The organism is Veillonella intestinalis (assembly GCF_943193155.1).
Classification (GTDB): Bacteria; Bacillota; Negativicutes; order Veillonellales; family Veillonellaceae; genus Veillonella_A; species Veillonella_A intestinalis.
The window spans coordinates 44604-56961 of the sequence record NZ_CALPDB010000004.1 but is presented as its reverse complement, the minus strand read 5'-3'; the positions used below and the strand labels follow the sequence as shown (position 1 = coordinate 56961).

At 37.4% G+C, this 12358-nt stretch carries 12 protein-coding genes; 5 read left to right on the top strand and 7 right to left on the bottom strand.

Annotated features, from left to right (window positions below; genetic code table 11):
• Window positions 1-17 precede the first annotated feature (17 nt).
• Window positions 18-926: a DUF2156 domain-containing protein gene (locus NFR44_RS05565; RefSeq protein WP_277612535.1), complete on the bottom strand. Its 909-nt coding sequence runs from the start codon at window positions 924-926 to the stop codon at window positions 18-20.
• Between the two features lie 354 nt (window positions 927-1280).
• Between NFR44_RS05565 and NFR44_RS05560 the strand changes: the two genes are divergently transcribed.
• Window positions 1281-2183: a LysR family transcriptional regulator gene (locus tag NFR44_RS05560; RefSeq protein WP_251441774.1), complete on the top strand. Its 903-nt coding sequence runs from the start codon at window positions 1281-1283 to the stop codon at window positions 2181-2183.
• Window positions 2184-2374: 191 nt separating this feature from the next.
• Window positions 2375-2956 carry a LysE family transporter gene (locus NFR44_RS05555; RefSeq protein WP_251441764.1) on the top strand — a complete coding sequence of 194 codons (582 nt, stop codon included), beginning with the start codon at window positions 2375-2377 and terminating at the stop codon, window positions 2954-2956.
• A 105-nt stretch (window positions 2957-3061) separates the two neighbouring features.
• Here the strand turns inward: NFR44_RS05555 and gyrA are convergent, their stop codons facing one another.
• Together gyrA and sfsA are read right to left on the bottom strand one after the other, a co-directional pair.
• Complete coding sequence (gene gyrA, locus NFR44_RS05550) at window positions 3062-5539, bottom strand: DNA gyrase subunit A (protein WP_277612533.1); 2478 nt, start codon at window positions 5537-5539, stop codon at window positions 3062-3064.
• Window positions 5540-5768: 229 nt separating this feature from the next.
• Window positions 5769-6935 (bottom strand): DNA/RNA nuclease SfsA, encoded by a 1167-nt coding sequence (gene sfsA / locus NFR44_RS05545; RefSeq protein ID WP_251441757.1) that lies wholly within the window; start codon window positions 6933-6935, stop codon window positions 5769-5771.
• 231 nt (window positions 6936-7166) lie between these two features.
• Here sfsA and NFR44_RS05540 point away from each other — a divergent pair, with 231 nt between their 5' ends.
• From NFR44_RS05540 to NFR44_RS05530, 3 genes are all read left to right on the top strand, one after another.
• Window positions 7167-8162, top strand: a complete 996-nt coding sequence (locus NFR44_RS05540; RefSeq protein WP_251441754.1) for a DUF1858 domain-containing protein — start codon at window positions 7167-7169, stop codon at window positions 8160-8162.
• 2 nt (window positions 8163-8164) lie between these two features.
• Window positions 8165-8827, top strand: a complete 663-nt coding sequence (locus NFR44_RS05535) for a hypothetical protein (RefSeq protein WP_251441748.1) — start codon at window positions 8165-8167, stop codon at window positions 8825-8827.
• 258 nt (window positions 8828-9085) lie between these two features.
• Entirely contained in the window at window positions 9086-9373 is a 288-nt protein-coding gene (locus tag NFR44_RS05530; RefSeq protein ID WP_251441747.1) for a cupin domain-containing protein, read from the top strand.
• A 116-nt stretch (window positions 9374-9489) separates the two neighbouring features.
• Here the strand turns inward: NFR44_RS05530 and NFR44_RS05525 are convergent, their stop codons facing one another.
• The 4 genes from NFR44_RS05525 to NFR44_RS05510 form a co-directional block, all read right to left on the bottom strand.
• The gene (locus tag NFR44_RS05525; protein WP_251441746.1) at window positions 9490-9939 is read right to left on the bottom strand and encodes an OmpH/Skp family outer membrane protein; all 450 of its coding nucleotides are present in this window, start codon (window positions 9937-9939) and stop codon (window positions 9490-9492) included.
• Between the two features lie 208 nt (window positions 9940-10147).
• A complete protein-coding gene (locus NFR44_RS05520) occupies window positions 10148-10522 on the bottom strand; it encodes a GerW family sporulation protein (RefSeq protein WP_251441745.1) in 375 nt (124 codons plus the stop codon).
• Between the two features lie 66 nt (window positions 10523-10588).
• Complete coding sequence (locus NFR44_RS05515; protein WP_251441744.1) at window positions 10589-11578, bottom strand: hypothetical protein; 990 nt, start codon at window positions 11576-11578, stop codon at window positions 10589-10591.
• A 139-nt stretch (window positions 11579-11717) separates the two neighbouring features.
• Window positions 11718-12296 (bottom strand): cob(I)yrinic acid a,c-diamide adenosyltransferase, encoded by a 579-nt coding sequence (locus NFR44_RS05510; RefSeq protein WP_251441743.1) that lies wholly within the window; start codon window positions 12294-12296, stop codon window positions 11718-11720.
• Window positions 12297-12358: the final 62 nt, after the last annotated feature.

The window sequence follows — 12358 nt, the reverse complement described above, 5'->3', positions numbered from 1 at the left end:
ATGGACTCCTCTATGAATTATAACTCAATGGGACATTGATCAGCATACACTGCGTCATATTTTTCTGCAAAATGATCTGGATTATATGACTCTTTCGCTTTGCGAAGACCTGGTAAGCCCATATCTTCTTCACGATTTACAAACTCTGTATCGGCAAATTCATGACGAACAAATTCATTATTAATCGCCTGATATAAGCCACGAATTGTTGGATTAGCTTTTTCAATATGAATTAAAGCAATTCGTTCATTCAACAACTGACCAATAGTAAATGCCTCAATACGACCAAATAACTTGATAGCACCGCCAACAAGACCTAACTCATCCCAGTGTTTAAATAATAATTTAATAGCTTCTAATTCATCTTCAATGCCTTCTTCATGATGTGTTTCTACCCAGGACTCAGCAGTAGCAATACAATCAGCAAAAATATCATCCGTAAGTGGCATATACTCATAATTTGTGTATTGCATACGGAACTGATTCAAGTGATTTTTCTTCTGCCGTAATTTTTTACCGGACAAAGAAATTAAATCTTGTGTTTTATAAATATACTCAAAATTATCTCTATCTGGTGTAAATTCATAACAATCAGGGCATAACGTATTCATCCGTTCCATCATAATAGGATTTACCCCTTTAAGACGGAAAGGCAAATTATTTACTTTAAACCATTCTTTTGCCATTTCAAGACCATCTACAAATTTAGCATCTTTACCAGCAAATGGGGGTAACATAAATGGTTCTCGTTTACCGCCCCCTTTAATAAAGAGTACCCCATCTTCTTCAGCCCACTGAATACCATAGGGATCTTGCCACATAAATAAAGTTGTGAAACAACAATCCGATGCTTCGTAATGATGTTCCGCAAAATAATCATCAATAATAGGTTTATCTTTTAATTCAAATCGTTTAAATTCTAAAATAGGACTCGCCTCCTACAATACTGTCTATTTAAAATCCTAAGCCTTCCCTCATAGGGACGAACTCTTTTATTATACTATATAATACTACTTTGTAAAACAAACTATATCTATATATCTCATTCTTTATATATGTATTGTACCATAAAATTGTGCAAAAGAGAATTCCTTTCAATGAAAGTTATAAAAAAGTTACGAATCCTATAAACTTCCTATATCCGCCAGCTTAATTCTTTGGTACTATACATAGTATAAACAGATACTTGCTCACCCATTTTCATATAAGCAGGCTATCCACTACTCGATAATTTAATTACTTTAATTACTTCATCTACCTACTCACCATGAGGAGTTCCTATGACCTTACAACAACTGAAATATATTCTTATGATTGCTGAAACAGGCTCAATCACTGAAGCAGCACGTCGTTTATACATATCACAACCGAGCCTCTCCAATGCACTTCATGATATTGAAAAAACAGTAAAAGAGCCTCTGTTTATTCGTCAACGAAATGGTGTTATCCTTACACAATTTGGGCAACAATTTATAGGATATGCACGTTCCGTATGCCAACAAATGGAATTATTAGAGGATACCTTCATTAATAATCAACCTGAAAAAGTACGATTTGCTGTGTCAACACAGCATTATACCTTTACAGCTAATGCTTTCGTAGATATGGTCAAACAATTTGGCGAAGATCGTTTTGAATTCATCCTCAATGAAACAAGAACGTATCAAATATTAGAGGATGTTAAAAATCGCTTTAGTGATCTTGGCATTTTATATATCAGTGCCAACAATGAAACTGTATTACGTAAAGAAATCGCACAACGACAACTTACCTTTACACCCTTATTTACAACTAAACCGCATGTGTTTTTACGCCGTCATCATCCATTAGCTCATAAAGAAATCATCACCTTAGATGATTTGAAACCGTATGCACGACTTAACTTTTTACAAGGCCCTTATGAATCAGAATATTATGCGGAAGAAATCCTTAGTACTTTACCTACCGATAAAATCGTACGCATTAGTGACCGTGCATCAGTCGTTAACTTATTAATCGGTCTAGATGGTTATACCGTATCCAGTGGTATTATGCCAAGCTACTTACAAGGAGACGCCTTAATCGCTGTGCCACTCGCAGTGGAAGAAACAATTACTATTGGCTATATTCAACTAGCTAATCAACCCCTATCCACCTTAGCTAATTTATATGTAAATGCCCTAAAAAATTATGAACATTTATAACCCTATATAGTGCTGTAACACTTTTATGTAACACATAAATTAAATTTTAAAGGTTATCCATAGTTTTAAGCTATGGATAACCTAATTTTTAATGTATTACCTATCAATAAACAATTTATGATATCCTCTTAACTAATACTACACATTCAAATTTCACTTAGCATATATTATATTAGTTAGGAGATGAATTTATGTCAGCCTATATAGTTAGCAATTTTATTATATACTGTATTATTAATGCCTTTACACCTGGGCCAGGTAATATATTAGCCCTCAATACTACCAATGTATATGGTTGGTTAAAAGGTAAACCTTTGTTTTTTGGAATATTTGTAGGCTATTTTGTAGTTCAAGTTATTTGCGGGCTTTTTGTCTTTTTTATGGGTGCTGCGTTTCCCGAACTATTACTAATTATAAAATATATTGGCATTCTGTATATACTATGGCTTGCTTTTAATATAGCTACTAGTAAACCACAAAAGGCTACAACTACCCAGTCGGCTTCCTTTTTAAAGGGATTTTTACTTCAATTCGTCAATGTAAAAATCTATATTTTTGGCATCACAGCCTTAACAGGATATATAGCACCAATTACAACCGAATTATTTTGGCTGATTACCGCTAATGTATTTATTGCTACTATGGGCTGTATTGCAACGGGTTCTTGGATCGCTGCCGGCCTTGCTTTACAACGAATCTATAATCAACACTTTCGCTTGATTAATTGTATCTTAGCCCTTACTTTATTAGAATGTGTATATAGCATGTTATAAAAAAGAGCTGTAACGTCATTGTGAAATAAATCCACATATCGTTACAGCTCTTTATTATGTGCAAATTTTATAATTTACAATGCCAACTGTTTATAATAAGTCTACTTAGAATAAACTAGTTTCTTCGTCTTCTAATTCTGCTTTTGCAATGATAGCAACGGAAGCTACTTTATCACCTGCATCAAGACTTTGTGTTTTCACACCAGAGATAGCTTTGCCTTTTTTGATAGCAATGTCTTTCATATCAAAGCGAATAATCTTGCCTTGTTCGGAAATCAACATCACTTCGTCATTATCAGTTACGATTTCAACAGCCACTACATCACCGGTTTTGTCGGTAATACGGAAGTTTTTCGTCCCTTTACCGCCTCGTTTTTGGAGACTGTACGCATCTTCACTATTTCGTTTACCAAAACCTTCTTCACTAATAGTGAATACCTGACAAGCTTCACCTGATTCTGTAATGACACCGGCTCCAACTACTTCGTCACCAGCATTCAATTTAATGCCACGCACACCTTGAGCCGATCGTTTCATAAGGCGAGCATCTTCTTCATTGAAACGAATCGCCATACCTTTGCGAGTACCTAAGAGAATGTCTTGACCACCGGTGGTTAAGCAAACGGCAATTAAGCGATCTTCTTCCCCTAAGGAAATAGCATTAAGACCACTGCGACGAATATTGCGATATTCTTCAATAGAAGTACGTTTCACCACGCCTTGTTTCGTTACTAAGAATAGGTTCAAGTCATGATTTACTGTTTCCATATCAATCATCGTGGTAACAGCTTCCCCTACATTGAGTGGTAATACATTGATAATCGCTGTACCCCGTGAATTGCGACTCGATGCTTCTGGCACTTCGTAGCCTTTCAAGCGATATGCCCGACCAGCGGTAGTGAAGAATAGAAGTGTATTATGAGTGCGTACATGAGAAATCTGTACTACATAATCATCTTCCTTCGTCTTCATCCCCACAACGCCTACGCCACCTTTATGTTGGTTGCGATATACATTAGCATTCATGCGTTTAATATAGCCTTGACGAGTTAAGGTAATTACCATTTCTTCGTCAGCAATTAAATCTTCCACATCAAGTTCTGATGTATCAATTGTAATTTCACTGCGACGGTCATCACCATATTTTTGTTTCATTTCCGTCAATTCTTCTTTGATGATACCACGTTGACGTTCTTCGCTAGCTAAAATAGCTTTCAAATCAGCAATAAGAATTTCAAGTTGTTTGTATTCATCTTCGATTTTTTCACGTTCTAAGCCTGTTAAACGACGTAAACGCATATCTAAAATAGCAACGGCTTGCTTTTCAGATAAACCGAATTTTTCAATTAAGGCCTTCTTCGCAATATCATCCGTTTCAGACGCACGAATAGTAGCAATAACTTCATCAATATGATCAAGGGCAATGAGCAAACCTTCTAAAATATGAGCACGAGCTTCTGCCTTGGCCAATTCGAATTGCGTACGACGCACAATAACGCCTAAACGATGATTCAAATAATGGCTCAATACTTCTTTCAAGGTTAATACTTTTGGATGGCCGTCAACTAAGGCCAACATAATAACGCCAAAAGTATCTTGCAATTGCGTATGTTTATATAATTTGTTAAGCACAATATCTGGCTGCACATCAGCACGAAGTTCTACTACAATGCGCAAACCACGACGGTCACTTTCATCACGAAGAGCTGTAATGCCATCAATTACTTTATCACGGCTTAACTCGGCAATATTTTCAATAACACGAGCCTTATTAACCTGATACGGAATTTCCGTCACTACAATGCGGTGCTTCCCTTTATTCATCTCTTCAATGGTAGCGCGAGCACGCATCTTAATGCTGCCACGACCAGTGCTATATGCCTTTTTAATGCCTTCACGGCCAAGAATTAACGCACCGGTTGGGAAGTCTGGTCCTTTGATGGCCGTCATCAAATCTGCTACATCCGCATCTGGATTATCGATAAGCATAATCAAACCATCCGCTACTTCATTTAAGTTATGCGGTGGAATGTTAGTCGCCATCCCTACAGCAATACCAGCCGAACCATTAATCAATAAATTTGGAATCTTCGCTGGTAATACAGTTGGTTCTTGCAAAGATTCGTCATAGTTTGGCATGAAATCAACAGTATCTTTGTCAATATCAGCCAACATTTCCGTTGTAATGCGAGCCATACGAACTTCTGTATAACGCATAGCCGCCGCTGAGTCACCATCAATAGAACCAAAGTTACCATGGCCATCTACCAAGAGGTAGCGCGTATTGAAATCTTGCGCTAAACGCACAGTGGCATCATATACTGAACTATCCCCATGTGGATGATATTTACCAAGTACGTCCCCGACGATACGGGCCGATTTCTTGTATGGCTTATTTGGCGCCATGCCAGTTTCATGCATAGCGTACAAAATACGACGATGCACTGGCTTTAGACCATCGCGAACATCTGGTAAGGCACGCATAACGATTACACTCATAGCATAATCGATATAGGAGCTCTTCATCTCTTTATCAATCTGGATGGGTTCTATTTTCCCATGACTCCAGGTCGTTTCCTCCACAGTCTCACCTCATTTAAAATAACTAATCGCTTGTTTATTCTTCAATTTAATTTATTAGCAACTTATATTATAGCATTTTTAGCGGTATAATGCTACTTATTAGGCTTTATACCTGAAAAATATGGTCTTTAATCATTATTATTTCATTACATACGCTCTCTGTAAAATGATAATCTCCTATCTGTATTTTACATGTAACAAAAGCAGGTTACATAGACCATAGGTCATTTTATTTTGCCTCAATCCCCATCAGTGAATCTAGCCGATTCATGCGGAAATCTTCCACCATGAGCATAAAAGGCTCATGGTGAATGGGGTTGTAGCTACTACCAAAGAGATGGCTTGTACAGTCGCAATCACTACACCCAAAACCCGTAATCTCCCAAGTATCTAGCTGTTGCATCGCCTTTGCTAGCTCACATTCTAAATCGGCACTACTACGAATAGGCATGGCGGCTATCATTTCACAATGGGAACGAAAATAATCTAAATGCCAATGCAATTTCTTACGTTTTCGTTTATGACGCTCCAAGCGTTTCGTCAAATTCGCTTTAGCTGAACCTACATATGTATAATAGCCTCGTTCAAAATGCATAGTCCCTTTACTACCAATTTCTAAATCCATTGTCTCTGGCAAATATAACACTACTAAATAATCCCCTCGATCCTGCCCTTCTTGAGCTACTAAATCAGCCTTATACTGACATTCACGAATAACCGTAGGCATGGTAAAATCCTCAGTCCACCGAAGTGCGACTGCCTTCCAGTCCAGATCACCCGCCACGGCTGCAAAAGTCTGAGCAAAGGCTAAATCGGTATGATAATCAGGTAAAAACCATTGCGCATACTCCCATTGTACTAAAAACAACACTCCTGTATGATAGCCTTCACTTTGTAAATGTTGCAAGTGGAGTAAATGTTTACGCCCACGTTCTGTAATAGCATCAGGGAACATAGCCCCATGACGGCTAAACAAGGTGCAGGACTTCACTTCCAGTAAAAAGGATTCTTCTTCTTCATTAGTGAGTAATAAATCAAAACGACTTTGCCCCACCGTATACTCTCGGCGCACTACAGACCACGCTTCCCAACCGGGAATTTGTTTAGTACTAATTAAATATTCAGCTACATCATTACTATAATTAGTATCTAACATAATCGGTACCCCATCACGTTCGATGCCAATAACACGATATTGGGTTTTAGCACCTACTTTAGGGTGATGAACTACATAAAATTTAACATTTGGATATAAAAGTTCCCACATACGCCCTGGATTTGGCAAATGAGCCGATACAATCTCACCTTGCAAGTGATCCATTGCTAACTGCACGACAAAACGGTTCGGCCGTTTCACAAAGCGTCCTGTAAGAACCTTTTCATATAATTGTTTCATTGTTGCCTCAACCTATCTCAACTATGAGTAAATTGCAATTACGAATCATTTTAAAAGTATATCTAAAAAAATAAAAATGTAGCACTGGCTACATACAAATCATGTAACATGCCCTATAATGAACATGTAAACACGAAGTAGTGTTCCCACAAGATGATACACTACTCTTTAATTATACGTAGAAGTAACGCGCTCGTAAAGAAGCGCCGTCAAGGGAAAGGACGATGAATTATGGCTCAAGTAGCAGGTAACTTACAACGCATTCGTAACGGACAACGCCGTTACGCTATTACTCCACGCATTCCTGGTGGTTTTGTACAACCAGCAATGCTTCAAAAATTTATTGATGTAGCCAATACATTTAAAGCTACACTAAAAATTACTGGTGGTCAACGAATTATGATCACTAACTTAAAACAAGAAGATGTAGATAAAGCTTGGGAAATGCTCGGCATGGCACCAGCCTATACAACATCTAATCGTGTACGCAGCGTAAAAATCTGCCCAGGTACAACCTTCTGTAAACGTGCTAAACAAGACAGCGTTAGTCTTGGTATGAAATTAGATAAATTATATGTTTCACAAGAAATGCCTTCTAAAATGAAAATGGGCGTATCTGGCTGCCCTAACTCTTGTTCTGAATCCATTACTAAGGATATTGGCGTTATTGGTACCGCTGAAGGCTGGCAAGTATACGCTGGTGGCAGTGCCGGTGCTCATCCTCGATTTGGCGATTTAATCGCTGAAGTAGCCACTGAAAAAGAAGTACTTGAATTAGTGGACCGTATGGTGACTTTCTACAAAGAAAATGCTCATATTGAACGTATTGGTGCCTTCATCGACCGCATTGGTCTTGAAGCGTTTAAAGAAGCCGTATTAGGCAATATTACTCCAGTTGATGGAGCTAAAGCCGTAGCTAGCCCTGTGAATACAATAAGCGCTACAGCAGCAAATCCAAATGCTAACGAACCACTTGTGAACTTACCTGGCATGGGTAGTAAAGGAGCTCAAGGCTTAAATCAAGGGGATCCAATTACTGAAAACTCTATCATCCGTGAAATTATTGAAGTTTACCCAAATACAATTCCAGCGCTCCAAGAAATTGGTATGGGCTGCCTTGGCTGTCCTTCCGCTACGTCAGAACCATTATGGCAAGCCGCCTCTATCCATGGTTTTGATGTTGATGAATTAGTAAGTCGTTTAGAAAAAATTCGTAAAGGAGCATAAGCATGTCAGCAGTATTAGGTCATATCCATTTTTGGTTATATAAAAAAATTCGCCTCGTTATTGAGCGCGAACAATTAGTGTATGAAGAAGCGCAAAAAGCGGTAGGCGATTTAGCTGATGAACTTCATTTTGTAGCTCTTGATTTATATGGCAAACCAATTCCAGCGGATCGAAATTTACAGATGATTATCGACCATAATAATATTCATGGCTGGTTACAAAATCAAATAGAAATTGCTACAGTCCGAGAAGCAAATTTTATTAAAGATTTATTGGACTGTGCTGGTAGTGAAGTAGAAGAAGCAATTTTAACAGCCTTCGTAACCCAAGGGGCCGCTTGTGGTAAAGTAGCTGCTGACGAATTAGGCAATGGTGAACATCGTCCTCAAGAAATATACCAAATTATGCAAAATTACTATCTCAATGGCATGCCTTGTGATGGTGGCGATACCGTATTAGCTGATACAGATGCTGAATTTATTTGGGAAGGTAGTCATGCTAATCAAAAATCCAACTGGGCCAAAGCTGGTGTTGATCAGACTTTTATGATGGCCGCTTATCAAGCCTGGTTCCAAGGTTTTATTAGCGCCGCTGATAGCAATTTTAAATTTGCGGTTGAACTCATTGATGGCGAATTCCCACAATATAAAGTAGTTCGTGCCTAATACAAGTCTATAAATACATATCTAATAGCTATTGGTAAGCTAGCGTAAGAGGCCATTTACCTTCGATATAGGTTATGCTGCAACATATAGTTTGAAACCCTGTAAAAACCTATAATGCCTTACTGTTGTAGCATACTTATATATATCTTGCCGGCAGGTGACCCATTGCGCTTTCTTACTAATTACCTTTCCCTTATAGTGTGAAACGCAACGTACTGTCGGCAAGTATTTTTTTGTATTCTCTAAGGAGGAATTCCCATGGTAGGTACTGAAAAGAACGACTTAGGTTTATTATTCCAAGGTCCTAATTTTATCGTAGTAAAAAAAGGTGGTAAAGCTGGTGAAAAAGTTGAAAACCACAACCATCCTGAAGCAAATGTAGTCTTTACTGTTGTAAAAGGCAAAGTAGATGTACAGCTTAACCAAGAAGAACAACATATATTAACACCAGGTACGGTACTTCAATTTAATGGTGACAACTTTATTCAAGCCACATTAGTAGAAGATAGCGAATTTGTTGTTACTTTAATTAATAAACCTGAATAAAATACATAGTTATAAAACAATACATAACAAAAGAGAGCCAAGGAAATCCTTGGCTCTCTTTTTATAAGGGACTGCCCTAAGGCAGTCCCTTTACTGATTCAATTTGTTAACTGCTATTATTTTAACAAAGCAATTACATCATCAGTGATGTTTTCAGCAGTAGAGTTTGGCTCGATGCTTACGATTACGCTAGGGTTAGCTACGATGAATGGTAAGTTTTTCTGAGCACGTACTTGATCCAATTTTTCTTGGATTTTGCTATCTACAGGAGCGAAGATTTTATTCATTTCTTCATTGTATTTCTGAGCTACTGGTGCATATTTTTTATCAATAGCTTCCTGTTTAGCTTTTTCATCTTTAATAGCATTAATTTCAGTTTCTAATTTCTGAAGTTTAGGCGCATATTCCTGTTGAACTTTTTGAGCCTGCATCTGAATAGCACCATAACCAGGGTAAGATTGCATTACTTGACTCATATTAACTACGCCTACGTTAGCTGCGCTAGCTGCACCCAAACCAATTGTTCCAATAACTGCTAAAGCAGCAAGATTCTTTTTAAAATTCATGTCCCAAAGACCTCCTTACAAATCTAGAGCCTACATTACTCTATACTCTTTATAGTAACAAAAATGTGAGTAAACTACAATACATGACAAAATAAATTCTCTTTTTACACATTTATTTTTGTCTATGTATACATCTTACCTATTGATAATGAATCTCACATGAAAGAATTAATTTTATTCAAAATTAATTAATATTGGAGATTATTTCTTATTTTTCATCATTTTCATTGATGTAAATATATTTATCCTTCTTTAATTTAGAGATTACTTCAGGAACCATACCAATAAGACGATCAAAACCGCTGTATTTAGCAGAACCTTTAATGTTGAAGAGTTCAACACGTTCACCTTTAATTACAAGAATAGCTGTAGGTTCCATTTTAGCGCCGCCACCAGCACCGCCACATTCAGCTTTACCAGCGCCACCGCTACCAAAGCCCATAGTTACATCAACAAAAGGAACTAATGTAGCATCGCCAATTTGAATCGCTTCACCTACCACAGTTTCTACTTTAATCATATCTTTGAATTTTTCAAAAATTGGCTCCAAATTATCTTTAATAAAAGTGCATTTATTTTCCATGAGTATCCTCCTTATATTGCATGTGTACTTCACACCAGTTATGGTTTCGTTATTTTATTCTGAATATTAAGCTGCCATAGCTTTATCATTATCGTCTGTATTTGCCTCAGCTTGCTTCTTAGCTTTTTGCGCTTTGCGATAGCGCCAACCAGCTTTTACCGCATCAATTAATAACGCTCGTACTGGTTGAGATACAGCAAATAAAGTCCCATACCAAGCTAAGACACCAGGGCTAATATGTCCACGAATTTCAAAACTACCTTTGCAAATTGGCTCTACATAACTCAATTCTACATGCGCCATTTTTTCAGGCCAAATAGAATATAAAGCTGCAGCGGTTAATCCCATTTTATAAGGGTCACCCGTGCCAAATTGACCTTCAATATGACAGTAACGTGGCTTAGAATGATTGTAGCAACGTTTAGTTACTAATAAAAGCTTTTCATACAAAGCACCATTCAACACATGTTTTAACCACCAACGTTTATGAGGGTCTTCTTCTTTTTTAATTTTTGCTTCGGTAGCTTCTTCTGTTGTTGTATCTTCTGTAGCCACTACCTCTTTATTAGCTGTTTCCGTCTCAGTTTTTGATGGATTTTCAACATTACTACCAAAGGTAGATTTGATTGGTTTCTCCATAGTTTCTTCAATTCGTTCAATGGGATTCCCTTCCGCATCAAAGCGAACCTGTTTAACAACTTTAACGGTTTCTGTAGTTGGTTCTTCTACTTGTGTCCGATAAGGCTCTAATTCCTCTTCATATACTTTAGATTCATCAGGATCTTCCGTTTCTTCTGCCACACGGCGAGATAGCCAATCTTCATAATCTCGTACAGCGCCTAATTTGGCTTTGCGCAAAATATATACTTCTTTAAAAAACGGTTTACCTTGTTCATATATAAAATGTATACGGAACATTTTACCCCACCATTGGATATAAAAGCGGAATTTATATGGCTTACGAGTCACCAATTCTACAGCATAGCTAATAGGGTTAAAAATAGCAACAACGATCAGAATAAAAATAACCAGTAGCACTATGGCTAATCCGGTCACAGGCAACACCTACCCTCCTATTACAATCTTTGCGGTTTTCTCTATATCCGCTGTACTTCTTCTATCCTCAAAAAGGCATTCTTTTAAATATTCTCCATGAGAATAAGAAAATCCTTTATTTTATCAAAAAATCTTCTATTTAGTTTTCAATACCTAAACGTGCTAACACACCTTGTTGGTAATAATGTTTCACTTCTTCCATAGAAGTAACTAAATCGGCTGTTTCAATGAGCCAATCAGGGGCGCCTCGCCCTGTAAATACAACTTCTGTATTCGATGAACGATGAGCCAATAAATCTTCTGTCTCTTTTCGCGTAATTAAATCAAAGAATAAAGCCATTACATATTCATCGAGAACTACTAAATCATATTCACCTGAGGAAATTGCTTCTTTAGCGCGCTCCATACCTTTAGCGATTAATGCTACATAATCTGCCGGTGGCTTACCTACAGGAAATACCACTACTTCATCACCCCAGCGAGCTAATTCTTCTTTTGATTTTACCCCTTCTTGAATAATGAAAAACGGCTTACCTACCGTTTCTAAGGTCATATTTGGTAAGTTTGGTAAAATATTATGTTCACTATATACTTTAGATTTCATAAATTGTAAAAATAAAACTTTTTTACCTGCCCCTAAAGCACGAATAGCAAGACCCATGGCTGCTGTCGTTTTACCTTTACCATCACCCGTATAGACTTGCACATACGTATTCATCATAGACCTCCTCAATATAATCATATATTATTATTTTACCACATCTGTTTGTTTCGCGTTAT

Bases quoted from the DNA above. Each gene is read 5' to 3' on its own strand.
- NFR44_RS05560 (WP_251441774.1), top strand. From the start codon at position 1,281: ATGACCTTACAACAACTGAAATATATTCTTATGATTGCTGAAACAGGC.
- NFR44_RS05555 (WP_251441764.1), top strand. From the start codon at position 2,375: ATGTCAGCCTATATAGTTAGCAATTTTATTATATACTGTATTATTAAT.
- sfsA (WP_251441757.1), bottom strand. From the start codon at position 6,935: ATGAAACAATTATATGAAAAGGTTCTTACAGGACGCTTTGTGAAACGG.
- NFR44_RS05540 (WP_251441754.1), top strand. From the start codon at position 7,167: ATGGCTCAAGTAGCAGGTAACTTACAACGCATTCGTAACGGACAACGC.
- NFR44_RS05535 (WP_251441748.1), top strand. From the start codon at position 8,165: ATGTCAGCAGTATTAGGTCATATCCATTTTTGGTTATATAAAAAAATT.
- NFR44_RS05530 (WP_251441747.1), top strand. From the start codon at position 9,086: ATGGTAGGTACTGAAAAGAACGACTTAGGTTTATTATTCCAAGGTCCT.
- NFR44_RS05525 (WP_251441746.1), bottom strand. From the start codon at position 9,939: ATGAATTTTAAAAAGAATCTTGCTGCTTTAGCAGTTATTGGAACAATT.
- NFR44_RS05520 (WP_251441745.1), bottom strand. From the start codon at position 10,522: ATGGAAAATAAATGCACTTTTATTAAAGATAATTTGGAGCCAATTTTT.
- NFR44_RS05510 (WP_251441743.1), bottom strand. From the start codon at position 12,296: ATGAATACGTATGTGCAAGTCTATACGGGTGATGGTAAAGGTAAAACG.